The 24,865-nt window shown below is 41.1% G+C and carries 18 protein-coding genes; 14 read left to right on the top strand and 4 right to left on the bottom strand.

Annotated elements, in window-relative coordinates:
- Positions 1-94 precede the first annotated feature (94 nt).
- The gene (locus BN35_RS09805) at positions 95-2,641 is read left to right on the top strand and encodes a DUF5686 family protein (RefSeq protein ID WP_174362021.1); all 2,547 of its coding nucleotides are present in this window, start codon (positions 95-97) and stop codon (positions 2,639-2,641) included.
- 3 nt (positions 2,642-2,644) lie between these two features.
- Here the strand turns inward: BN35_RS09805 and BN35_RS09800 are convergent, their stop codons facing one another.
- On the bottom strand, positions 2,645-3,292 hold the full coding sequence (locus BN35_RS09800; RefSeq protein ID WP_169337614.1) for a DUF4230 domain-containing protein: 648 nt from the start codon (positions 3,290-3,292) through the stop codon (positions 2,645-2,647).
- Positions 3,273-3,950, bottom strand: a complete 678-nt coding sequence (locus BN35_RS09795; RefSeq protein ID WP_025072096.1) for a DUF4230 domain-containing protein — start codon at positions 3,948-3,950, stop codon at positions 3,273-3,275. Before BN35_RS09795 ends, BN35_RS09800 begins: the two co-directional genes overlap by 20 nt.
- A gap of 298 nt (positions 3,951-4,248) precedes the next feature.
- On the opposite strand from BN35_RS09795, the gene BN35_RS09790 reads away from it, so the two are divergent.
- The 8 genes from BN35_RS09790 to BN35_RS09750 all read left to right on the top strand — a co-directional run bounded on the left by BN35_RS09790 (position 4,249) and on the right by BN35_RS09750 (position 16,133).
- The gene (locus BN35_RS09790; protein ID WP_025072095.1) at positions 4,249-5,811 is read left to right on the top strand and encodes a phosphatase PAP2 family protein; all 1,563 of its coding nucleotides are present in this window, start codon (positions 4,249-4,251) and stop codon (positions 5,809-5,811) included.
- Between the two features lie 823 nt (positions 5,812-6,634).
- Positions 6,635-7,222 (top strand): DUF4738 domain-containing protein, encoded by a 588-nt coding sequence (locus tag BN35_RS09780; RefSeq protein ID WP_025072094.1) that lies wholly within the window; start codon positions 6,635-6,637, stop codon positions 7,220-7,222.
- A 321-nt stretch (positions 7,223-7,543) separates the two neighbouring features.
- Complete coding sequence (locus BN35_RS09775) at positions 7,544-9,037, top strand: hypothetical protein (protein ID WP_025072093.1); 1,494 nt, start codon at positions 7,544-7,546, stop codon at positions 9,035-9,037.
- A 74-nt stretch (positions 9,038-9,111) separates the two neighbouring features.
- Positions 9,112-9,558, top strand: coding sequence for a hypothetical protein (locus tag BN35_RS09770; RefSeq protein WP_025072092.1), 447 nt, complete (start codon positions 9,112-9,114; stop codon positions 9,556-9,558).
- Between the two features lie 104 nt (positions 9,559-9,662).
- The gene (locus BN35_RS09765; RefSeq protein ID WP_028900995.1) at positions 9,663-11,147 is read left to right on the top strand and encodes a hypothetical protein; all 1,485 of its coding nucleotides are present in this window, start codon (positions 9,663-9,665) and stop codon (positions 11,145-11,147) included.
- 34 nt (positions 11,148-11,181) lie between these two features.
- Positions 11,182-14,655 carry a hypothetical protein gene (locus BN35_RS09760; protein WP_028900996.1) on the top strand — a complete coding sequence of 1,158 codons (3,474 nt, stop codon included), beginning with the start codon at positions 11,182-11,184 and terminating at the stop codon, positions 14,653-14,655.
- A gap of 27 nt (positions 14,656-14,682) precedes the next feature.
- Entirely contained in the window at positions 14,683-15,249 is a 567-nt protein-coding gene (locus BN35_RS09755) for a hypothetical protein (protein WP_036893317.1), read from the top strand.
- Between the two features lie 29 nt (positions 15,250-15,278).
- Positions 15,279-16,133 carry a hypothetical protein gene (locus BN35_RS09750; protein WP_025072090.1) on the top strand — a complete coding sequence of 285 codons (855 nt, stop codon included), beginning with the start codon at positions 15,279-15,281 and terminating at the stop codon, positions 16,131-16,133.
- A 209-nt stretch (positions 16,134-16,342) separates the two neighbouring features.
- Here BN35_RS09750 and bcp read toward each other — a convergent pair whose 3' ends face one another.
- Positions 16,343-16,792: a thioredoxin-dependent thiol peroxidase gene (bcp, locus tag BN35_RS09745; protein WP_025072089.1), complete on the bottom strand. Its 450-nt coding sequence runs from the start codon at positions 16,790-16,792 to the stop codon at positions 16,343-16,345.
- Between the two features lie 821 nt (positions 16,793-17,613).
- Between bcp and BN35_RS09740 the strand changes: the two genes are divergently transcribed.
- The 5 genes from BN35_RS09740 to BN35_RS09720 are packed head-to-tail and all read left to right on the top strand — an operon-like array spanning position 17,614 to position 23,519.
- Positions 17,614-18,486 carry a hypothetical protein gene (locus BN35_RS09740; RefSeq protein WP_025072088.1) on the top strand — a complete coding sequence of 291 codons (873 nt, stop codon included), beginning with the start codon at positions 17,614-17,616 and terminating at the stop codon, positions 18,484-18,486.
- A gap of 18 nt (positions 18,487-18,504) precedes the next feature.
- Positions 18,505-19,992, top strand: a complete 1,488-nt coding sequence (locus tag BN35_RS09735) for a TolC family protein (protein WP_025072087.1) — start codon at positions 18,505-18,507, stop codon at positions 19,990-19,992.
- Between the two features lie 7 nt (positions 19,993-19,999).
- Entirely contained in the window at positions 20,000-20,989 is a 990-nt protein-coding gene (locus tag BN35_RS09730) for an HlyD family secretion protein (RefSeq protein ID WP_025072086.1), read from the top strand.
- 45 nt (positions 20,990-21,034) lie between these two features.
- The gene (locus BN35_RS09725; RefSeq protein ID WP_025072085.1) at positions 21,035-22,198 is read left to right on the top strand and encodes an ABC transporter permease; all 1,164 of its coding nucleotides are present in this window, start codon (positions 21,035-21,037) and stop codon (positions 22,196-22,198) included.
- A 58-nt stretch (positions 22,199-22,256) separates the two neighbouring features.
- Positions 22,257-23,519 (top strand): ABC transporter permease, encoded by a 1,263-nt coding sequence (locus tag BN35_RS09720; RefSeq protein ID WP_025072084.1) that lies wholly within the window; start codon positions 22,257-22,259, stop codon positions 23,517-23,519.
- Between the two features lie 217 nt (positions 23,520-23,736).
- Here the strand turns inward: BN35_RS09720 and BN35_RS09715 are convergent, their stop codons facing one another.
- Positions 23,737-24,834, bottom strand: a complete 1,098-nt coding sequence (locus BN35_RS09715) for an Mrp/NBP35 family ATP-binding protein (RefSeq protein WP_025072083.1) — start codon at positions 24,832-24,834, stop codon at positions 23,737-23,739.
- Between the last annotated feature and the right edge of the window lie 31 nt (positions 24,835-24,865).

The following is a 24,865-nucleotide window of genomic DNA, read 5'->3' as shown; positions in this document are numbered from 1 at the left end:
TGTTCTTCATCCATGATGTTGGAAGAACATGCTGCTGAGTAAGGAAAATAAAAGACAACGATACGTCTGTGCTATCAGATGAGGAAAGATATTGATGAAGGTGAGAAGATTAATTATATACATGGTATTGACGATGGCGATGGTGTTGACCGCCAACGCCCAGATTACAGGTGAAATTGTGGATACAGATGGCTATGCTATCCCGTTTGCCAGTGCCATGTATAAGGGCAACCATGTGGCTGCAGCCAGTGATATAGAAGGTAAATTTAGCATCCCCAGACACGAAGGGTGGGTGCTCACGTTTAGTTCTGTGGGCTTCAAATCGCAGACAGTCAAGGTAGATGCACACACTCCAACGTATCTTAAAATCGTATTAAAAGAAGATTCGAAAAGCTTAAATGAAGTTGTGGTGAAGAGCAAGAGAGGGAGATACTCTCGGAAGAATAATCCAGCAGTAGAATTGATGAAGCGGGTGATTGAAGCAAAGAAGCAGAGTCACCTCGACAATTACCCTTATTACCAGTACAATAGATATCAAAAACTCACTCTATCGCTAAATGATGTCAAACCTGAAGATATAGAGTCGGGTAGATTTGGCAAATCACAATGGGTGTTGGATCAGATAGAAACCAGTCCTTATAACAACAAGTTAGTGCTTCCTGTGTCTGTAGATGAAACGGTGACTCAGCACATTTACAGAAAAGAACCTAAATCAGAGAAGGAGATTATTAAAGGACAACAGAGTCAAGGAGTGAACAAACTCTTACAAACAGGCGATGCTTTGAATGTCATTTTGAAAGATGTTTTCCAGAGTGTAGATATCTATGACGATTACATCCGATTGCTCCAATATCCGTTTGTCAGTCCGATAGGTCGTACAGCCATTTCCTTTTACCGTTTTTATATAGAAGATACGGTGTATGTGGACAGGGACTTGTGCTATCATCTGCAATTCATTCCAAACAATCAGCAAGACTTTGGCTTTAGAGGAGAGCTGTATGTCTTGGCAGATTCATCATTACATGTAAAAAAATGTAAGCTGACTATGCCTAAAAAGAGCGATGTAAACTTTGTAGAAAATCTACATGTAGATCAGGAATTTACACGACTTGATAACGGTGAGTGGGTACTGACGAAGGACGATATGTGGGCAGAATTATCCCTAACGAGTTTCCTTTCCAAGGCATTGGTGGTGCGAAATACGCGCTTGCACGATTATGCATTTGATGAATTGCCTAACAAATTATTCAAAGGACGATTGAAAGTCCGGCACGAAGCCGATGCAATGGTCAGAGATGACAACTTCTGGAATCGTTATCGAGCAGTGGAATTGACCAAAGGAGAGTCGTCTATGGATGCGTTTGTGCATCGCATGGAGCAATCTAAAAACTTCAAATGGTTGATAATAGGCGTTAAGGCTTTGGTAGAAAACTATGTGGAAACCAGCAGTAGTCAGCGTCCAAGTAAGTTCGATTTGGGACCAGTGAATACGTTGATTTCATCGAATTTCGTGGACGGTCTTCGTTTTCGATTAAGTGGACGTACGATGGCAGCACTAAATCCTCACCTCTTTTGGAATGGTTATGCAGCTTATGGAACAAAATCTAAGAAAGCATATTATGGCACAGAACTCACCTATTCGTTGAATAAGAAGAAGAATTCGCCTTTCGAGTTTCCACAACGAAACCTTATTTTTGAAACAGCTTATGATGTGATGTCGCCTGCAGATAAGTTTTTAATTCACAACAAAGACAATGCTTTTATGGCTTTCAAGACGCAAAAGGTGCAGCAGATGTACTTTTATAACCGACAGAAACTCTCGTTTGTGTATGAAACTGATTGGGGTTTCAGCGTCAACAGTTCGATCAAAGCCGAAAGTAATGAAGTGGCAGGAGATTTACATTTCATTCGTTTGAAAGACGGTGAAGAAATGAACCAGATACGAACAACGGAATTGAAATTCGGAGTTAGATATTGTCCCGGGCAGACTTTTATCAATACAAAGCAGAAAAGAGTTCCCATCAACTTAGACAGTCCCGAGTTTACCTTATCACATACGGTAGGATTAAAAAACTTCTTAGGCGGACAATATCGCTTAAATTTTACGGAGTTAGGCATGTACAAGCGACAATGGTTGGGCAGCTGGGGCTATGTAGATGGCATCGTCAATGTGGGTGCACAGTGGGATTGGGTTCCTTTCCCCTTGCTAATCATGCCACCCGTCAACCTTTCTTTCTTCGAACATAAGGAGACTTTCTCGTTGATGCGTAACATGGAATTCCTCAATGATCGATATGCTTTCTGGTCTATCTCATGGGACTTGAACGGTAAAATCTTAAATCGAATACCTTTGATTAAGCGGTTGAAATGGCGCGAATACATTGCTTTCAAAGGAATGTTTGGTACAGTGACCGACAAGAATAATCCCTCATTGAGTAAAAACCAAAGTCAGGACAACCTTTTTGTCTTCCCTGAAGGTTCGTACATCATGGATAAAAAGGTGCCGTATATGGAGTTAGTGGCAGGTGTTCATAACGTTCTAAAAGTCTTCTCCATTGATTTTGTTCACAGGTTTAATTACAACGATCACCCAGGTGTAAACAAAAACGGCGTGAGATTTGGATTTATGATGAGTTTTTAGGTGTTACTTCTTGGACTTCTGCATGTAGGGCGTATTCCTGATAATCACATTCTCATGCCCCATGGCTTTCATCAAACGGAAGAATTGTTGATTGGCATTGCGTTCAGCACTTTTGATATTTTGTTCTACAAGACATCTTTCTAACATCGCTTCATACGCTCTTTGGTACATATCATCGCGGTCTTTTGCGGTCCAGTCACCTTTTTCGAAGAACGAGGTGGTGCGGGCTTCGTCAATAAACTGATGATCCAACAGCTTTATAGGAGGGAGTTGAACGAGAATAGAGTCGCCCTGAACACGGATGAAGTCCTTATCTGTGTCTTGCAAATCAATTCCTAAACGTAATGTTCCGTAATAAATGCGTACCAATTCGGCATCTCCAAAGAAGCCATGTCTCACCGTATCAATAATTTCTTCATTATTGATAGCCAAAAACTCCCATTGCCCAATGTCCCGAATGCTCTGTATTTGAGTAGGAGTAATGTTGATATCGTTATTGGGAGAGAGTGAGAAACCATTCTTGCTGGAGAAGAGTTTCCAGACAAAAATGCCCAAACACACCACCACGACTATTGCGATTGCAATCTTGAGTCGCGTCATCAATGAAAATCTATGGTTACGATTGAACTGCTTATTTGGCATTGTTTCCATGTTCTATGGTCGTTTTGTCAAGTAAAGACTTGATGTCATTAAGTGTATAATGCTTACGAAAAGAGATGGTAATGTTTGACTCTTCAAACCCCATCTGTTCTATCATCGGGATAAGTGTCCTTGCTGCACTCTCACGTGCCATATCCATCATGCCCATGGAAGGAATGTCTTTGATAATTGCCTCTCGTCCTTGCCGTTCGTAGGACGATAGCTCTTCATCGCTGAATCTGCTCCGAGTGAGGGCAACATATTGCTTTATTTCGTCGTGATTGATTCGTGTAGAGGTGAGAGTAACATGAGGGTCTGGTAGGATAATCTCGATTTTGTCACCTTGTCTTTTCACATTGTCCTCATTAAAGTCAGCGAAATCGATATAAGCCTTCAGTGTTGCATCCATCGGAATGGCTATCTTTCGACTTCCCAATGGCAGATTAATGCTAAAATCTTTTTTCATAAAAGAGCCATTTAGCTTCATCTTGTCATCATGGGTGATGATTTTATGAACCTTATATTCTGCGGTATATAGTTTTGAGCATTTCTGTATTTGCATCACCATCATGGGAATGGTGTCTATGTTTACCGTCTCTTGTTCTGTTTTGTGGCGAGAGCAAGAGCAGCATAGCATGAAGATAGAAAAGAGAATGAGATGTAACCTCATAACAATGAATTAATAGTCATTAAAAAGAAATGGATAATGAACCAAACAATGGCTTGTATTGCTGGCTTATATCCCTAATTCCTTGCACAAAGATAGAAAAATAATTTGATATCTGTCAATAACTTAAACGAATTTCGTCAATGCTGAATAAAAAAACTTTGTGTAAAACAGAAAGATACTGTACCTTTGCACTTTATTTTGAAACAAATGTATGATGTGTAGAAAGTATCTACTAATAAATTTATTTTTTTATTCGTCTTCTCTTTTTCGGGTGGTTATTTTCATTCTGATGCTTTGTATGTTGGGTTTACGGACGCAAGCACTTTATGCCCAAAACCTCGACTCCACTGCCAGTATGGTGCCTCCACGTCCGTACGTAAACGATAGCGTTACAACAAAAAAAGATTACAAGATTGACATCACCTATCAAGGGTTGGGATTCGTTGCCGCAGGACTTCTTATCAAATCACGGCAACATGATTTTAGAGAGATGCGGAACTTGTTTCAGAAGGACTATCATCAACCATGGGATAATTTTACACAATATGCTCCGCTCGTTGCCACTTGGGGACTTCATGCAGCGGGTGTTGAAGGACAAAGTTCGTGGAAACGTTTAGCTGCGAGTAATGCTATCTCTGCGATGTTCATGGCAGGTCTTACGAATACACTGAAGTACACCGTTCGTGAAAGACGTCCCGACGGTTCTTCCAGCAATTCTTTTCCGTCTGGACATACTGCAACAGCTTTTATGGCGGCCACCATTTTACACAAAGAATACGGACAAACGCAGAGCCCATGGTATAGTGTTGCTGGATATTCTATGGCTACCGCAACCGCTGTTGGACGCGTATTAAACAATCGTCACTGGGTGACAGATGTGTTGGTAGGTGCTGGCGTGGGTATTATAGCCACGGATTTGGGTTATTTCGTGACAGACTTACTGATGAAAGGAAAAGGTAAAAAACGTAGTGTGCTAAAAGCTTTCTCTTCCAACGAACAGCAAAATCCGTCTTTTTTGGGCATCACTGTAGATGCTGGCATGGGTACTGAACAGCTTTCTGTTTCGCACGTTGCCGTTCAGTCTTCTACTTCTAAAAACTATCAAGTTGATGATCACGCTTTCGATTTACACCTGCATTTAGGAACAAATGTCAGTGTGAGTATGGAGGGAGCGTACTTCTTGAACAATTATGTGGGATTAGGAGGACAGATACGAGCTACCGCAATCCCTATCAAAGCAACCTTTGATGTCAATCCAGACAACTATCTGTCCATCGAAGGGGTAGATAAGCAGTTAATTGCCTCTTATATGAAGCTGATAGGAACAGAAGCTTATCCCATGGGATTGTTTGATTTTAGTGGGGGAGTGTATTTCTCTTATCCTATTTTTAATCGTTTGCGAGTAGGAAGTAAGCTCCTTGTTGGACGTAGAGTGATAACCGATCAACACGTTTATGCTGTTGCGCAAGTGGATGTAGATGATTTAAGAGCGCAAATCAACTCCATTCCAGACAACAACAAATTGGCGTTTGCCACTCCCGAAATCAAAGCTCGATTGTTGAAAACGCTTGATAGTTGGGGCGACGGTCAGCAAGCTCGTGTCTCCGAATTGATGTCACAGGAGTCAACTCGTGCGATGGTTTATTCCACTGAGGCATCTCTAACTTGGGCTTATCGTCCCGGTTTGTCTTTTAAGGGATATATCGGTTACGATTATTCTTCACCCAAGTACACCTTCCAAGCGAAGCACTCATTGCAGCAACAGGGAGAGCCAGTGGAATTAAGTCACACGCATACCTTTAAAAACAAGATTGCGTTGCATCTCTTTCATGCAGGATTTGGTATGTTTTTGTCATTCTGAACAGGAATAAAGCGTATAACTAACTCGTTGTAAAAATAAAATTTGGCGTCATTATGTTTCGTTGGTAGTTGCGTCATAAATGACATTTCCCTCATTTTTTGATGGTAAATTGATGCGTACTCTTCGAGAAAAACGGCCCCAACAACACAGCGTTTGTAAACTTGGAGACATGCTGTTTGGACTGATTATAAATGCTGAATTATCTTTACAAAGTGCCTCTCAAAACTCGCGTGAAAACATCCAACGGCAAAGTTGGTCGCAAATACGCGAAATTTGAGAAAGTTTCATAACCTCCTGTTATTAAACTTGTTACGTTTAGTCCTGCTCTTTTTCTTTCTGTTTTCACCATCTTTTTGCGATTAAAGCATTGAGATAAGCCTGCAATTTGCATGCTTTAAGGCTGCTGAAGCATGTGAACAGCACCTCTAATACATGTTTACAAGACTGTTAAGTTAATGTTTCAACTTGAAAAGTCATTTATTTTGCTCAAATCAGCCCATTTTTGCAGTTCGTTTGCCTATTAATTTTTTCTATTTTGAAGATTTTAGATGGTCGTTTTTTGGTAAAATAACAGGACAAAACTCTTGTTTTACAAGTACCTTCGTAGGTTCGTTTGAAACAACCGAAAAACTTGTTTTTACAGTAAAACAGCATTTTTTAAGTGAATGAGTCGTGAACCAACAAGTTATAAATAGGTGTTGATAGCAGATAGTTTCGCTTTTTCTTATTACCTTTGCAAAATAATAAATCTATGAATGTGCGCTGTGCCAGTCTTGGAAAGCGTGTCTGAATGCGTGCATATTCAATTTAGGAAAAAGAAGAAATGAAAAATTTGATAGGTCTCTTGATGCTACTCTTGCTAAGCAATGGGTTGTCTTCTTGCACTGAAAAAAAGCAAAACACCAATATTATTGCTACGAAACCGAAGCCAGCACAGAAGAAGGAAACGCAGTCGATGGGCGATTACCACCAATCAATGCCTGTAGAGTGGTTGGGCACCAACTATGTTGTTGAGGTGAGTAGACAGTCGGATAAGGCTTTACCATTGGCAGATGACGGCATGGGAAACAAGTATTATGACAATCAAATTACGCTCAAAATTCTTCGACACGACCACTCTGAGTTTTTTAATCGCACGTTTTCTAAGGCAGATTTCGTGTCGTATGTAGATGAAGCGTATCGAAAAAATAGCGCTCTTCTTGGTATTGTGTTCGACAAAGCCGAAGGTAATTATATTCAATTTGCGGTTAGTGTAGGCTCTCCCGACAAGATGAGCGACGAGTATGTACCCTTAGTGATGAAGGTTTCTAACTTGGGTGCAATCACTATTCATAAAGACACGCAACTGGATACGCGCAATACGAGGTTGGATGATACAGACTCGGATCCAGAAGAAGAGGATGATATTTAGCTCTTAAGCCGTTGAGTACGCTTTTTTGCGTGCCTTCGTAGTCAACTCACTCTCATGATTTGAGGCATTGAACCTCTATTGGGAAGTGTGTTTTTTGTTTCATGAAAACCAAGCGTTTAGAAAAAATAAAAAAGACTTAATTTATTTGTAAGTCCGCTCTCTTTACATTATCTTTGCAAGGAATAGGCACTTTGTAGAGAACACAATGGAAGATTTAGGTTTACCTTATCTATCATTACTTTATGTACTTGTTTATATAAAGGGAGATTCTGCTTCACAGTGCTACGACCTTTTGTATAAAATATCACAAAGATAAAGAGAATGAAGAAGATATTATGCTCATGGGTTATCCTTTCTTTCATGACGGTTACCGCCTTTTTAGTAAGTTGCGGAAATAGTGCAAAGAAAGATTTGAACCACCTACTCCTTGAACTTGCTGGAGACGATGCTGTCATTGATCACGATGACTGGATGACGATAGAGTCGTTCCTTGATAGTCAGAAAGCACATTTTAAGGAGTTTTATGAGGGAGGAAAGCTTGATAAAGACGAAGTCAAAGAGTATATAGAAGACTTTTTTAGTCGTGGTCGTGAGGCGAAGAAGATAGATTTCGTAGGGATGAATGATGAACCCATCAAAATTAATTTCTTCTTAGAACGGTCTGGCTCCATGATTGCTTACGACTCTCCACAAGGTGACGGCTCATTCAAGGCTGCAATTGTACAGATGCTGAACAACTTGCCTGGCAATAATTCGCAACATAAAATTTATGTGGTAAATAGTTCTATCAATCCTTATCCACAAGGAATCCAGCAGTTTGTGAACGACAATGACATCTTTGCTACTACAAAGGGCATTGGCGACCCAAGCTACACGGACTTCGGAGCCATATTTAATCAGATACTCAACAAGACGAAAGACGACGAAATTAGTATCTTGATGACTGACATGATTTATTCTACAAAGAATATGGTGGGCGTCAATCCGCAGAAAGTTTTCGCTGAAGCTCAGAGCATGACCAATACAGTTTTCAAAGATGAAGTAAAGAAAAAGTCCATGCTCATTGTCAAGATGATGGGGTCTTACGATGGGTTGTACTATCCATATAATTCTCCCAGTAAGGGAACGGCTTATCATGGAAAGCGACCTTATTATATTGTGATAGTAGGAAATAATGAGAACATCGCTCGTCTGACCACTGATCCCGACTACGGATCGTTTGCTAAACTGTCCGAACTCAAAGGATATCAGAACATGTATCTATTCGAATCCGATGATGTTTACGAGCCTTATTATTCCTTGTTGTTAAGTCATCCGAAGATACGAGGACGCTTCCAACCAGAGAGAGGGCAAGGAACACAGATTAAAGACATAGAAGGTGTTAAGCAAGACAGGAACAGTGGCGACGTTCGGTTAGTGTTAGCGGTTGATTTAAGTAAAATGCTTATTGACGAAGATTACTTGACAGATATTCGCAACTATAAGATTGAGTCGGACGACAAAATAACCATTGAAGAAATCCGTCCTATCACTAAAGCGGATATCACACCAGCCGAGAAGAAATATATCGGTTCTGCTACACACCTATTTATATTATCCTTAGAGAAATTATCGAATAATCAGGATGTTGATATCAAGCTGATGAATCATTTGCCAGCATGGGTAGCAGCTTCATCGAGTGATGATGACACCACTGTTGACAGTAAAACCACCTTTGGACTGAAATACTTATTACAAGGAATATATAACAGTTATCAAAAAAAATCGGATGGAGAACCCTATTATTTTGAGTTGGAATTGGAATTTAAGAGATAATTGATAGCTCAAAAAATCCACCAAATAGAATGCTCATAGGTACTTGCCACAATTGAAGAACAATCATTTGAAATATGAAAAAGAATACCATATTATTAATTACAGGAGCCGTATTGACACTCCTTTTCATTATTTTTTCTACTCCTCTGTTTGAATCTCTCTTTTATTCTCGGGAGTTTTCTAACGAGATGTATGCCGCCAACTTGTATTTGGTGGTAGCTATTATCAGTGCAGTGGTAGCATGGGGGCTATCTGGAGTTTACTATTATGTCATCAATTCGGTGAGTTTTTCACGTTGGTATCATTGGTTAATCATGTTATGTGTTGCCATGGTCATCGTCCCCCTCATTACCTATGTCTACGCAGATCATGTATTTGCAGATGATGGGTTGGACTTTAGTGGACAACTCTCAGCCTTCTGTATCATCAATCTTGCAGTTGAGGCGGTACTATTCATCATTGCGAGCTACTCCATGCGTTGGTGGTCTTCCAATTGCAGACACACGCCAATACCAGAATAGTAGATAGAAGTTAGTGAAGTTTATGAATTATTAGAAATATTATTGTGAGACTATTTTTGTTTTTAGTAGGTGGAACAGGATCGCGTGTCATGCGACCTCTTATCATGCAGTTTGCTGCTGGGGTACATCCTACAACCGAATCGGGCAAACCGATGCCACTGGAAGTCATTCCTATCATCGTAGATCCACATAAAGCAAATGAAGATTTGAAGCGTACCGACAACCTTTTGCGCTGGTATAAACAGATACGGAAATCTCTGTATGGCGAATCGGTAGACGTAACGCATGGCTTTTATTCCGTGAAGATATCAACATTGAGCGACATCCTGCCTAATGGAAGTAACCTAAGTGATACTTTCATCTTCAATATGGGCTCCATTGCTTCCCAGAAGTTTCAGGATTTTATTTCTTATGCTACGTTAGATTCTGGCAATCAAGCTTTATGTTCGATGTTGTTTTCAAATGACCAGCTCAACACAAAGATGGACATTGGTTTCGTTGGATCGCCCAATATCGGCTCTGTTGCCTTGAATCAGTTCAAAGATTCAGAAGAGTTTCGACAATTCTCCAATGTGTTCCAAAAGAATGACCGCATATTTGTAGTGAGCAGCATCTTTGGTGGAACGGGAGCAGCTGGTTATCCTATTATTGTGAAGAATATCCGAAACGCAGGGAACAACATTCAGATTAACAACCGTGGTGATTTGCGTGATGCAAAAATAGGAACGCTTACCGTGCTTCCTTACTTTAATGTGCAGCAAGACGAGAATAGTCCTATCTCGCGAGCAGACTTCATTTCTAAAACAAAGTCGGCTCTATTCTATTATCATGATAACTTGACAGGGATTCGACAAGGGGGAGTTGATTTGCCTAAGTCGAAGGTGAATGTATGTTATTATTTGGGGGATGAAGTACCGAGTAATCCATATTTTAATGATCCCGGTGGGAATGGTCAGCGGAATGATGCGCATGTAGTAGAATATGTTGGTGCATTATCCATCTTAGACTTCTTGCAGATACCCGATAGTCAAATGGAAACAATTGATGGAATGGCACTCAATCCTATTTTTAAGGAGTATGGATTGGCAAACGACAAGCGAACACTCTCATTGAAAGATTTTGGTATCTCTACTCGAAACCAAATCAATAAGCAAATGGCAAAGTTTTATTTAGCTTATCTGTATATAACCAATCAACTGCAAAATGATATAGGACGAGGGTACACAGAAGACAAACCAGAGATAGGAAAGAGTTTTGTGTCGACAAGTTTTTATAATACATTGACCAGTAATTTCTTTGTTGCCTATCGCACATGGTTAAAAGAACTCAAAGTAAATCAACGGAGTTTCATTCCTTTCAATCTTACAACAGATAAACTTTCTGACGCTCTAACGGATATAGCTCCAAAGACTGGTCTGTTTAAGTCAACCATTGATTACAAGACAGTGCTCTCTATGCTTAATAAAACGAGCCAACAAGCTACGAAATCTCATAAGTATGGTGAAGAGCAAGTGGCATATAAACTCATGGATTTGTTGGATCAATCCTTGGATAAACTGTTGGATGAAAAATACAACTCCATAGTGTAACATAAGTTGAGCCGTCATATAGAAACGATATTTCATGTCAAAGATATTATCATATAATAAGAAAACAACGGGAGAAGGATGGACTCCTCTCACCAGTCAGTATAATGCAGACGAGATAGCAATGATAGAAGACCCTAATGATGGGCTATCTCAACAACCTCGTACCGCTATCCCGTCTCCATTTGCACAAATGGATTTGGTAAAAAACGCATTCAAACGGCTCTCCATGCACGAACGTCTACAAGGAGAAGCGATGGATGAAAAGCTTGTTGCAAATGCGTTAGACGTTGCACAGTTGTTTTTCAATTATTCCGAATTGCGTAATCAATTGCATATTATTGAATGGAATCGTAGTACAGAACTACAGAGATTAAAGGACTCACCACAGCACCAATTGTTGGGTGAAACACTTGAGATGTTCCTGCAACAAGACCAAGAAGCCTTTAATTTTGATTCTATGGATAGACTTTATTTCTTGGTTTATGGAAATCAAGTCATCGGATCAACCTCTCCAGTCACTCTCTTTATGGCTTCGCCGAATGCGAAGGAGGGGATGTATGATTTGCCTGTGGAGCAAAATGTCAATTTGTTTGAGCTTTGGCGACCACTCTATATGCGTGATACACGGTTCATCAAATATATCTATGCGCTGTTTACAGCATATCCAAACTTGAAGAATCAATGCGAGGAAGTGAACAGTTATCTGATTACTAATTTCTCTCTTTTATCGAAAACGGTACAAGATGAAATACTACGTGAAATAGGTAATCCTGCTGCCATGGATTTAGGGCATGTGGAAAACGCTCGCTCATTCTTGGAAAACAATTTCATGCCCCTTGATGAAGGCATACAAGCGCTGGGCGTACCCTTCTATTCAGCTCGCCCAGAGGACATCCAACAGGCAATAGCCGAAAGTGATTTTAAGATGATTCCTTCACGTTCGGTCGAGGATGTAATTCCACTGGTGTTGCAAAATCATCTTCTTGCCACGCAAGTAGATTCTTTCAAATACATCACAGGCACTTGGGATGACAACACTCAAATAACACCTGCAGACTATGCTGTTGCTCCAGAAAAGCGTATCCTACCTGCAACGACTCATCAGTATCCTTGGTTAACCGACGATGATTTCTTCCAACCGTCCTTAATCAAGTTGGATTATACGCTTGACAAGGATTGTTTCTTCGAAGGAAATCTTACAGTTGGTTCACGAGAAACCGATCAGTGCAGCTTTGTTTTACCATTGAAGCCTCTATATTTTAAGTATTTTGATGTACAAGACCTTTGGGGAACCATTCAAGGAAGACCTCGTTTCGAACTTCAACATACGGTTTCAGGAAGTATAGAAAAGGTGACAGCTATCTTGCGAATACCAGTTAAAAAAGAAAGACACTTCATCACGCTTCAACGTACGTATGTATCTACCTCTAACATTGATTTTACTTACGATGAGAAGAACAATTATGGACACTTTATCACAGTGCCTTTTGCCTTGAGTGTTTTTCCTTTTGTTCGAGCTCAGGGGCTGAAACAATACAACGTGCAACTGGTAGATAGGGCTTTGGGTGCTTTGGAGAATTTCAATATTGACTTGACTTTCCTTAAAAATGGCTATCGAAATGGAATGCAAGAAGATGAAGTTCTTATCCGTAATCGTTCTTTGAAGTCAGAAAAGCGTGTTGGTTCTACTTATTATCGTTTGCAAAGTGATTTTGATTATATTGCTATCACCCTATCAGATGATCACGGAAACACCTCCGCACAAGGTGTTCTTTGTCCTCGTTGGCCATCTTATGTCCCTGGACATGATGCGTACACCTTTTCCGTTGACTTTGGAACAACCAACACTCATGTTGAATCTATGAAGGCTGATAACATGCCCGAACCTCTTTCTATTAGTTCTACGGCCCGTGAACGTCTTATTGCCACGTCCTATAATGGAGAGAGTATTTTATACGATGTCATCATGAAGCAAGAATTCTTGCCCAAGGTGATTGGCGAAAGTTATGGATTTCCACAACGAACAGTATTGTCAGAATGTGAGCGATTAGATGCGATGAATGTCGATCAGATTGTTGCTTTGGGCGATGCCAACATTCCTTTCATTTACGAAAAAGAATCTATAGGCTATGGCAATCGCATAGTTCCTAATCTGAAATGGTCTACGGAGATGGCTAATAGCAAGCGAATTAGGGCTTATCTCATGGAGTTGGCGTTGTTGATGCGTACCAAAGTTTTATTGGAAAATGGCGACATTACAAAAACTCGACTGGTGTGGTTCTATCCGCTATCTATGAAAGTGGGCAATGTGCGCAAGTTGGGCGAAATGTGGGCAAAAACTTTCACTGAAGTTTTTGGCATTCCAGTGACGAATAACAATCTCATTCAGATGCCTGAAAGTGTGGCTCCTTACTATTTCTATAAGAGTTCGAGTTCGTTTAAGGGTGCCGCCAACACCGTGGCAAGTATTGATATCGGTGGCGGCTCAAGCGACATCGTTGTTTATGAGAGCAATGCGCAGCAACCAACTATCCTCACTTCGTTCCGTTTTGCAGCGAATGTCCTGTTTGGAGATGGCTTCTCAGATGTGCCGCAGGGCGACACAAACCCCATGTTGATTAAGTATGTGGATTACTTCAAACGCTTGTTCGATAGCGATGATGACAGATATGGAGAGCTAAATGGTATTTTGGACGATATTACCGCTAAGCGTAAATCGGAAGACATCAATGCTTTTTTGTTTTCGGTCATTAACAATAAAGTGGTTGCCCAAAATGATGTGTTCTCCTATAATATGCGATTGAATGAGGACGAACAGCGTAAAATAATTTTTATCTACTTCTTTGTCACCCTCATCTATTATGTCGCAAAGATGATGAAGCATCGAAATTTGGATATGCCACGTAGTATTATGTTTTCTGGTACAGGTTCAAAAGTCCTTGATATCGTTGGAACGCAGCGAGATTTGGATTTGATTTCGCAGGCTGTTATTGAGCGTGTATATGGTCAGAAGTACAATGCAGACGGCTTTAATATCGTCATGGAAAAGAATGAGCCAAAGCAAATCACTTGTCGTGGCGCATTGATGCAGGTGAATGACAGTAGGGGTGTGGAAGAAGTGATGCAGCTCAATCGTTTAATGGATAGCTTTGACAATTCCATTAAGTACAACTATTCAATGATAGAGAAAGAAACTGTGCGCTATGAAGACATGGAAAATCCTCAGGTGCGAGCACAGATAATCGCGCAAGTGCGTGAATTTAATGATTTCTTTTGCCAGTTGTGTGAGGACATTCACGTTGTAGATCGTTTCTTGGTGGATAACCGAAGCCTACAGATGTTCAAAGAGTTGGTGAATAAAGACTTGGAACATCATCTCATCAATGGTTGGAATTTCGTTAATAAGAACCAAGAAGAGAAGAATGGAAGTGATGCAATAGAGGATACACTCTTCTTTTATCCTATTATCGGAAGTATCCGTGACAATCTTATCAATCATCTGCATTAGTGCAATGTGAACAATAGAAAAATCAATATGTTTGAAAGTAAGATAGAACGGCAAATACAGTCTTTGCTCGAACCCTATGAAGATAGAATCCAAGAATTGGAAAGACATCTTATTCAACTGAATAAACGGGTAGAATCTTTAGAACAGCAAATCGAGGCACATTCATCCCATCCGATAGAAATCTCTACGGACAAGGAAAACAAAGAGACGGTGGCTGTTCAGGCATCTATTGTCAATTCCGCCCCGACAGATATACAGACAGAGGGGAAAGCGCCTCAACATCGCATCTTGTTTATGACAGCTCCCAACGATGAAGGTGTCTTTACAGGAAGTTCGGAAACCGAACAGGTAGGAAAAAGCATCTACCAGTTGAGCACCACCGATGGTGTTCATGGAACGTTTATCATGCTCGACACGCCCGATGCCATTGCTACTGCCATGATTAGTGTGTCTCAATTTGTGAAAACCGCATGCAAGGTTCAGGGAAATTTGTCGCCTTATCCTCAACAAATTCAGACCCTTGAAGAAGGAACTGCCGTCTTGGAAAATGATTCTTGGCGAATCACGAACAAGGCAATTGTAAAATTTGGTTAAGCCCCTGCAGGTGCTTATGTCCTAAAAACGTGAAAGAGAATATGCAAGTAAAGTGTCCGAAGTGTAGGTTGCGATATGAGACAAACATTCCATTTGGCATGACGGAGGTGTCGTGTGTATGCCCCAGATGTGGAACTCCGTTTACTCATCTTGTAAACTCTCAACAAGAGGAGGATTCTGTCGGCGAATTTGATCGAAAGGAAGGAGTCCAAAACCAGCAAACTCCAACCGACTCTCCACAGGGAGGTGCTTTGGATAATGAAGAAACCTCAAGTGATACGCCTGCTGGCAGGATTACAACGACTTCACGTCAGTCGTCATCAGAAATATTAGATTGGCAAAAACCGAACGCTTCCACAGCATCAAAGCCGAATCGCCCTTCCTCTATAACGGGTAAAACAACGCCCACACAACAACAAAAACAGCAGGGGCATTTTTATACTTCTTGCACTTTTATCTTTTTTGTCGTGCTCATTATGGTTGTATTTAGCATCAGAAGTTGTTGGAAGTCGGCTAAGACGCATGAGTATAATGGTGCATCTTTGTCAGAAACGACAATGGGGGTGCCTTCTCAAGATGATAATTTAACAGCCGTGCAGGACGAATCTGTCGATCCTTATGATGAAATTCATCCAGGCAAAGCACCCAGTTGGATTCAGGGAAACTGGAAGTTTACGACCGAATATGGCGACATTCTGTTGTCCATTCATGGAAACAAAATCACAGAGAGCATTGACGGAGAAAAATCTTCGGGAACGTTTTACTACGAAAATCGAAAGTTGGTATGTGATTTTGGCGATCCTAACAATATCATGATTTATCGTTTGGACGTTGAGCGACAGCAGATTGATGCAGGCAACGGCATGTTGATGACGAAAGAGTAGGAAGAGCAATGACTCTCTCAGCTCCACCGAAAGCGGGGGAACTAAGATGATTGGACTACTTATCTATGTGACAAGTGCAGGTATAAAACACTGAAGTTTGTGCTCGTGCTTTCTTATACCGCAAAGAACTTCCCGCTTTTTTGATTGTTGCGGGAAGATTCAGTCGTTACATTTGCATCCCCCTTGTTCGGAAGAGTAAGGGGAAAATTTTATCCCAATATCTGTTCAGCGTGTTCTTTCACCTTGATTTCTTTCGGTGTAATAATACGCTCCACTTTACCTTCTTCATCGATGATGAATGTGGTGCGGAAAGTTCCCATGTATTTTCTGCCGCACATGCTCTTCTCACCCCATACGCCAAAGGCATTGTTTAATGTCTTCTCTGTGTCGGCAATCAGTGGGAATGGAAGTTCGTGCTTCTCAATAAACTTCTTGTGCGATTTCTCGTCTTGCACGCTCACGCCCACTACGGCATAGCCTGCACCCAGAAAACGTTGATAATTGTCGCGCAGATTGCATGCTTCTGTCGTGCAACCGGGCGTATTATCTTTCGGATAAAAGTACAACACTAATTTCTTACCTTTGAAGTCTGCCAACTTCACTTCCTTTCCGTCTTGGTCGCATCCTAATATCTCGGGCGCCTTATCTCCTATGTTCATTTGCTTTTAGTTTTGTGCCTACTTTTTAGTTCATTGCTGTTAGTGGGCTAAGTTATTACTCTACGAAGATAAGAAAAAATATCCAACTATCATTATCTTTTTCCAAATTTTCATTTTTTCAGATAAAATGTTTAGAGGTTTTTGTCCTGTTATTTTACCAAAAAACGGTCATCTAAAATCTTCAAAATAGAAAAAATCAATAGGCAAACGAACTGCAAAAATGGGCTGATTTGAGCAAAAAAGATGTCTTTTCAAGTTGAAACATTGATTTAACGCGCTTGGAAACACGTATTAGAGGTGTTGTTCACATGCTTCAGCAGCCTTAAAGCATGCAAATTGCAGGCTTATCTCAATGCTTTAATCGCCAAAAAAGGATGAAAATAGAAAGAAAAAGAGCAGGATTAAACGTAACAACTTCAATACCAAGATGTTATGAAACTTTCTTATATTTCGCGTATTTGCGACCAACTTTGCCGTTGGATGATTTTACGCGAGTTATGAAAGGCACTTTGTAAAGAAAATTCAGTATTGGTAACTTAGTCATGTTCCGCACCAATAATTTTCGAATAGAATGTTTTTTTGTTGTAAAAATAGGAGTCTTCAAAGAAAGAATCGTAAGTGTTGAAGGGGACTATCACTTACAAATTTCGATTTTTTCTATTGAGGGTTAGTTCGGTAATTATCAGAGATTTTGACGAATAACTATTCATTTTTTAACTTAAAAAGACGAAATAATGAACTTAACATATTTACCAGCACTAATTGTTTTGTTGTTCAAGATATATTCATTAAATTTGCATCATATTAATAAGTGATTAGTGATGAATAAAAAGGTTGTAATTCCAATTCTTGTTTTTATAATCCTATTGCTGACGGGCGTAGGCATTTTAACCTATTATTTGTTTGAGCAAAAAGAGCAAAACAAAGAAATGCAAGCCTTAGCAGAGTTGGATAAGAAAGAAATGGAAAACGAATACCAGCGTTTCGCCAACCAATATAGCGAGATGAAGACGCAAATCAGCAACGACTCTATTATTGCACAACTCACCAAAGAACAACAGCGAACCCAACAATTACTCAACGAACTACGACAAGTGAAAAGCAATGATGCGAGAGAAATTGCACGCTTAAAAAGAGAGTTGGCAACAGTTCGTGCAGTATTGCGTAGTTATGTGCTCGAAATAGACTCGCTCAATCGTCTTAATCAGAATCTCACAGCTGAGAATACTCGTATTAAAGGAGAATATGAAGCTGCCAACCGACAGATTGAAGGACTTAGCACAGAGAAGCAAAATCTTTCTGAAAAAGTAGCAATAGCCGCACAGTTAGATGCCATCAACATCAATATGTCTTTGCGTGATAAAAGAGGTCGTTCTACTTCAAAGATGAAAAAAGCGAAAACTCTACAAGTTGATTTTAGCATTGCAAAAAACGTTACTGCAACCAATGGCATGCGAACGCTCTACGTTAGAATTGTCTCACCGACAGGAACTGTTCTTGGTGGGGCAGGAACGTTCCCATACGAAAATAAGAATTTACAAGCTTCTATGAAGAAAACTGTTGAATATGGTGGCGCCCAAACAAATGTCACAACTTACTGGAATATAGATCAGGCGTTAGTGGCAGGGAGTTATCAAGTGAGTATCTTCGCAGAAGGGAATATGATAGGATCAAGAAGTTTCACATTTAATTAAAGGTATTACATATTTATCATGAACAGATTGCTTACTATATTCATGCTTGTGGGTACGGTGCTACCCCTTAGCGCACAAACCAAGCTCACACTGGACAGCTGTCGAGCGATGGCACTGCGCAACAACAAGCAACTGAATGTAGCCAGACTTCAGCAAGACGTTGCAAAGAACACTCGCAAGGCACTGCGTACGAAATACCTTCCCAAGGTAGATGCTATCGGTGGATACACATACTTCAGTCGAGAGATTTCCTTACTCAACGACCAGCAAAAGGCAGGATTTGGGAGCATGGGTACGCAGCTCAATAATGCTATTGGCGGAAAAATCTCTGGGAACATTGCAACGTTGGTACAGCAGGGAGTACTTTCTCCTCAAATGGCACAGCACATGGGTGCTCTGCTTGGAACGATTGGGGAATCGGTTGCTCAGACTGGCAACACTATTGGCAGTAGCATCAACGATGCACTTCGAACCGATACTCGACAAGTATGGGCTGGTTCTGTGGTGGTGAAACAACCCATTTATTTAGGTGGAGCCATCATAGCAGCAAACAATATTGCTGATATCACGGAACAATTGGCTGCCAACGACCTAACATTGCGTACACAAACGACCATCTACGACATTGACCATGCGTACTGGCTGGTGGTATCACTCAACCAGAAACTAAAGTTGGCGAATAGCTATCGTCAATTAGTGGGCAAACTCAACGACGATGTTCATCAAATGATAGAACAGGGAGTGGCGACACGTGCTGACGGTCTAAAAGTAGAAGTGAAAGTGAACGAGGCTGACATGCAAATCACACAAGCACAAAATGGCGTATCACTCGCTAAGATGTTGCTATGTCAACTCTGTGGTTTATCTTTAGAAAACGACATCACACTGGCAGATGAAGACAATGAAATGTTAGGAACGGTGATGACACCAACCAGCTATCCTAACACTGATCTTCTCAGCACTCGTCCAGAATTAAGAATGCTACAAAATACCATTGATATAAGCAAGGAAAATACCAAGCTCGTTCGAGCTGCTTACTTGCCACACGTAGCCCTTACAGGAGGATATATCATCTCAAATCCCAATATGTTTAACGGATTTCAAAGAAAGTTCTCTGGAATGTGGAACGTGGGATTGATGGTGCAAATTCCTGTATGGAACTGGTTTGAGTGCGATTACAAAGTGCGCGCCACACGTACGTCTACCCAAATAGCTGAACTCAACATGAGTGATGTACAAGAGAAAATTGAACTGCAAGTTACACAAAGTAAATTTAAGTTCAAGGAGGCTCGTAAAAAGCTTGCCATGGCGTTAAAGAATATTTCAAGTGCAGAAGAAAACCTGCGATGCGCCAACTTGGGATTCAAAGAAGGCATTATGAACGCAACGGAAATCATGGCAGCACAAACAGCTTGGCAAAAAGCACAAACACAGAAAATAGACGCAGAAGTAGAAGTTAAACTTGCCGAAGTTGACCTCAAAAAGGCACTGGGCATCTTACAATAATAACATCATGTCGACAAAAACACAACACAACAATATCTTGCTGGCAATCTTAGGATTTGCCGCAGCCGTTATCCTCGTGGCTATCATCGGTTTCTTCACACTTGGAAGAACGCCAGAGATTGTTCAAGGAGAAGTAGAAGTATCTGAATACCGGGTATCAAGCAAGATACCAGGACGTATTTTAGAACTCAGGGTGAAAGAAGGTGACTATGTTCGAGTGGGCGACACCCTTGCTATACTCGAAGCACCCGAAATGAATGCTCAAGAGCAAGCGGCTTCAGCGACGCAACAGGCTGCTGCTGCAATGAGCGACATGGCTGACAACGGCGCACGAAAGGAGCAAATACAAGGAGCTTACCAACTGTGGCAACAAGCGCTTGCAGCATGCGACATAGCACAAAAGTCTTATCAGCGAGTACAAAATCTTTTCGATCAAGGTGTGATGAGTGCTCAAAAACGTGACGAAGCTTTTGCAGCCTATAAGGCTCGTGAAGCGCAGGTAAAGGCAGCAAAGAGTCAATATGATTTGGCAAAGAATGGTGCACGAACTGAAGAAAAACGTGCCGCTGCTAAACAAGCACAGGCTGCCCAAGGTGCTGTAAACGTAGTAAAATCGCTCTTGAGAGAAACCGTACAAATAGCAAAGGTAGAGGGTGAGGTAAGTACTATCTATCCTAAAGAAGGAGAATTGGTAGGAACAGGGTCGCCAATCATGAGCATTTCTGTGATGAAAGACCTTTGGGGCACGTTCAATGTACGCGAAGATCAACTCAAAGGCTTGAAAGTTGGTGACACCTTCAAGGCTTACTCGCCTGCTTTCGATAAAGAAATCAACATGAAGGTGTATTACATTAAAGATCAAGGGTCGTATGCTGTATGGAAAGCAACGAAGACTAATGGACAATATGATTTGAAGACATTCGAGGTAAAGGCTCGCCCTATTCAGAAATTTGAAGGTCTTCGCCCTGGTATGTCTCTCATCATACGCGAATCGTAGACGTATTTTTCCGCCTATTCAACATAAATTTTTTCTGTCAAAACAATGGTAAAAAGAATATTGCAAATAGCCTTGCGCGAATGTGGAATACTGATTAAAAACCCCATGTACGGGTTTTGCATGGTCATATTCCCTCTGCTCATCATATTCTTTTTCACCTCTTTAATGAATGAAGGGCAACCTGTAGAGATGCCAGTAGGTGTTGTAGATCAGGATAACACACCCACTTCTCGCCGTTTGATACGAAACTTGGATGCTTTTCAAGCGACGAAAGTGGTGGCACATTATCCAAACATGAACGATGCCCGACAAGCTATACAACGCAATGAAATATATGCGTTCCTACTCATACCCAATGGGACAACCGAAGGCATGGTGAGTGCGCGCCAACCAAAGATTTCTTTTTATTACAGTAGTGTGACACTCGTTGCTGGTTCTACCTTGTTTAAGGATCTCAAGACCATTGCCACATTAGGCTCGGCAGGCGTGTCAGCAGCCAAACTATCAGCGATGGGGAAAACTGAAGGCGAGATACGAACCTTTTTGCAACCCATTGCTCTCGACCTACACATGGTCAACAACCCATGGGCGAACTACAATGTCTACCTCAGTACCACGATGATTCCAGGCGTGCTTATGCTTTTTATCTTCCTCATTTCTGCTTACTCGATAGGAACAGAACTTAAGTTTAAGGAGTCGAAGAAGTGGTTGGGGATGGCTGACAATAACATCTATGTGGCAATGATGGGTAAGATGTTACCGCAAACCATCATCTTCCTCACCATATTCTATGCCTTTGAGATTTATATTTATTATGTGCTTCAATTTCCACACACAGGAGGTTTGCTGACAATTTTATTCACAGGACTGCTTGCCGTGCTTGCTTCACAAGCGTTCGGAATCTTCATTTTCGGACTTGTTCCTTCGCTTCGAATGTCAATGAGCGTTTGTTCTTTATGGGGAGTGCTGAGCTTTACCACCAGTGGTGCTACCTTCCCAGTATTTTCCATGAATCCTATGATAGAGGCAATGGCACAGCTTTTCCCGCTTAGGCATTATTACATGCTCTACCAGATGTGCATCTTCAATGGATTTCCGTTAACCGATGCATGGTTCAACCTGTTGGCATTGGGCATCTTCATCATTCTGCCCGTGTTCACGATGCGAAACATCAAACGAGCCATGCTTATTTACAAATACATTCCATAAAACATTTCAGGGCAAAAACCTACAACCTGTTAAATCATTCAAGGAGCAAAAAATTACAATGAACGACGGCTTATTATATAGAATCAAAGAAGGCATACAGGATATGTGCTACATCTGGATGAAGGAAATCCGTTCATCGTTCACCGACGAGGGCGTTTTGATATTCTGCATCTTGGTACCACTTCTCTATCCTCTGCTCTATTCTTGGGCCTACAACAATGAAGTGACAAGAAACGTTCCTGTGGCTATCGTCGACTATGCCAACTCACAGTTAAGCCGAGATTTCATTCGTACTATCGACGCATCACCAGAAACCAAGGTTGCTTACTACTGCAACAGTCTCCCTGAAGCGCAAGATTTGGTAGCCAAACAGGTGGTACATGGCATTGTTTACATACCAGAGGATTTTTCAAAAAAGATATATAGAGGTGAGCAAGCGCACGTGAGTGTGTACTGCGATATGAGTCTTATGCTCACTTATAAAGCCATTTTACAAAGCGCACAAGCTGCAGCCAGTAGTCAAAACACAAAACTCCAAGTACAACAAACTGGAGGATATACGCAGCGAGATGATGAAATTGCCACCCAACCTCTTGCTGTAGACGAAGTACAAATCTACAACTCAACGGGAGGATATGGCAATGCCATCATTCCAGGAGTGTTGATGATGATTATTCAGCAAACGCTACTCTTGGGCATTGGCTTAGCTGCTGGTACTGCAAGAGAGAATAACAGATATCAAGACTTGGTTCCAATCAGCCGCCATTATAATGGCATCTTTCGTATTGTGTTAGGGAAATCCATGGCCTATTTCATGCTTTACATCGTACTCGGTACTTATTTAGCACTGGCGGTACCCAAGTTTTTTGGTTTTACCTCATTAGCCACAGAGAGTTCCCTCATCGGATTACTTGTACCTTATATACTCGCTTGTATATTTTTTGGTATGACATTATCGTGTCTCGTACGTTATAGAGAAAATGTGATTCTATTGGTTGTCTTCACATCCATACCCCTTTTGTTCATGACAGGGATATCATGGCCGCAGCATAACATACCAGGAATGTGGCAAGGAGTATCTACTCTTTTCCCCTCTACCTTTGGTGTACGGGGATTCTTACGTGTTCATAGTATGGGAGCTACGTTAGCTGACATCCGTACCGAATATCAAGCACTGTGGATACAGGTGTTAGTTTACTTCATACTCACTTGCCTTGTGTATCGTTATCAAATCATTCATACCCGTCGACAAGCGATTAACCGCTTCGAGTATTTGAAGAATAAGGCAAAAGCAGCTAAAGAAAGTAAGGGAAACGACTAAACCTTGGAGAAATTCTCTTTACGAATTCTTCTCCTGAAACAAACATCTATCAAGAACAGAAACGATAAAGAGGAGGTTCGTTAGTTCAGAATTGACACGAATCCCTCTCGGGGGAACTGTCCTTGTAAAGTGGAGATACAATTCTTCTGAATGATATCACCTGCCCCATGTGTTGGTGCAACCATCAATCGCCCAGTAGAGATGCACCTCTTTTGAATTATTTCACCTGCACTCTCTTTGTGGGATTCTGTTCTTTATTGCGACGATTTGTTACCGTCACCACTGCTTGCGCTAAGTTCAGAAAGGCTTGTCCTGTCATCGTGTTCACATCAACAGCCGACGGTTCACCACCATCTCCATGCTCACAAATGCTTTGTACCAAAGGAATTTGTGCCAAGAGCGGCGTGTTCATCTCTGCTGCAAGCTTCTTACATCCTTCTTTTCCAAAGATATAATATTTGTTCTCTGGAAGTTCTGCAGGTGTAAACCAAGCCATATTTTCTACCAATCCTAAAATCGGAACATTCACCTTTTCATTACGATACATATCAATTCCCTTGCGTGCATCAGCTAAAGCAACGTCTTGCGGTGTACTCACTATCACTGCTCCTGTGATAGCAAGGGTTTGTAATAATGTGAGATGAATATCGCTCGTACCCGGAGGTGTATCTAAAATAAAATAATCAAGGTCTCCCCAATCAGCATCAGCAATCAATTGTTTTAAGGCATTCGAAGCCATTGCGCCACGCCACAACGTTGCTGTGTCAGCATTTACAAAGAAACCAACACTTAAAAGTTTGACACCATATTTCTGTATAGGCTCTATCAACTGTCTTCCATCTTTCTCTATCGAATATACGTGTGCATCTTCTACCCCAAACATCTTTGGAACTGACGGACCAAAGATGTCTGCATCCAACAACCCAACTTTATATCCCAATTGAGCTAAGGCGATAGCCAGATTGGCAGAGACCGTGGACTTTCCCACACCTCCTTTCCCAGAACTTACAGCTATAATATTTTTTACTTGTGGTAAAAGTTTATCAACCGTTGGGCGTGGCGTAGACTTAAATGCCGTTTTGATAGTCACTTCAACCTCTTTCGAAACGTGATAATGAATAGCAGCTTCAGCAGCCTTGAGCGTTGATTTCAGAAATGGGTCCGTCTCTCGAGGGAATAGTAAAGTAAACTCCACTTTCATGCCGTCAATTCTCACATCATCTTCCAGCATTTCGCTGTCTATCAAGTTCTTTTTCGTACCAGCATACACTACCGTTGCCAGTGCGTCTGTAATCAGTTTAGGATATATGGTCATCATTATTTATATCAAATCATTCTATTATTTA

This window comes from Hoylesella timonensis 4401737 = DSM 22865 = JCM 15640 (genome assembly GCF_000455445.1).
GTDB lineage: Bacteria > Bacteroidota > Bacteroidia > Bacteroidales > Bacteroidaceae > Prevotella > Prevotella timonensis.
This window is presented reverse-complemented; position numbering and strand designations above follow the sequence as displayed.

Bases quoted from the DNA above. Each gene is read 5' to 3' on its own strand.
- BN35_RS09800 (WP_169337614.1), bottom strand. From the start codon at position 3,292: ATGGAAACAATGCCAAATAAGCAGTTCAATCGTAACCATAGATTTTCA.
- BN35_RS09740 (WP_025072088.1), top strand. From the start codon at position 17,614: ATGAATAAAAAGGTTGTAATTCCAATTCTTGTTTTTATAATCCTATTG.
- BN35_RS09780 (WP_025072094.1), top strand. From the start codon at position 6,635: ATGAAAAATTTGATAGGTCTCTTGATGCTACTCTTGCTAAGCAATGGG.
- bcp (WP_025072089.1), bottom strand. From the start codon at position 16,792: ATGAACATAGGAGATAAGGCGCCCGAGATATTAGGATGCGACCAAGAC.
- BN35_RS09760 (WP_028900996.1), top strand. From the start codon at position 11,182: ATGTCAAAGATATTATCATATAATAAGAAAACAACGGGAGAAGGATGG.
- BN35_RS09725 (WP_025072085.1), top strand. From the start codon at position 21,035: ATGGTAAAAAGAATATTGCAAATAGCCTTGCGCGAATGTGGAATACTG.
- BN35_RS09775 (WP_025072093.1), top strand. From the start codon at position 7,544: ATGAAGAAGATATTATGCTCATGGGTTATCCTTTCTTTCATGACGGTT.
- BN35_RS09790 (WP_025072095.1), top strand. From the start codon at position 4,249: ATGTTGGGTTTACGGACGCAAGCACTTTATGCCCAAAACCTCGACTCC.
- BN35_RS09720 (WP_025072084.1), top strand. From the start codon at position 22,257: ATGAACGACGGCTTATTATATAGAATCAAAGAAGGCATACAGGATATG.
- BN35_RS09795 (WP_025072096.1), bottom strand. From the start codon at position 3,950: ATGAGGTTACATCTCATTCTCTTTTCTATCTTCATGCTATGCTGCTCT.
- BN35_RS09805 (WP_174362021.1), top strand. From the start codon at position 95: ATGAAGGTGAGAAGATTAATTATATACATGGTATTGACGATGGCGATG.
- BN35_RS09770 (WP_025072092.1), top strand. From the start codon at position 9,112: ATGAAAAAGAATACCATATTATTAATTACAGGAGCCGTATTGACACTC.
- BN35_RS09755 (WP_036893317.1), top strand. From the start codon at position 14,683: ATGTTTGAAAGTAAGATAGAACGGCAAATACAGTCTTTGCTCGAACCC.
- BN35_RS09715 (WP_025072083.1), bottom strand. From the start codon at position 24,834: ATGACCATATATCCTAAACTGATTACAGACGCACTGGCAACGGTAGTG.
- BN35_RS09765 (WP_028900995.1), top strand. From the start codon at position 9,663: ATGCAGTTTGCTGCTGGGGTACATCCTACAACCGAATCGGGCAAACCG.
- BN35_RS09730 (WP_025072086.1), top strand. From the start codon at position 20,000: ATGTCGACAAAAACACAACACAACAATATCTTGCTGGCAATCTTAGGA.
- BN35_RS09735 (WP_025072087.1), top strand. From the start codon at position 18,505: ATGAACAGATTGCTTACTATATTCATGCTTGTGGGTACGGTGCTACCC.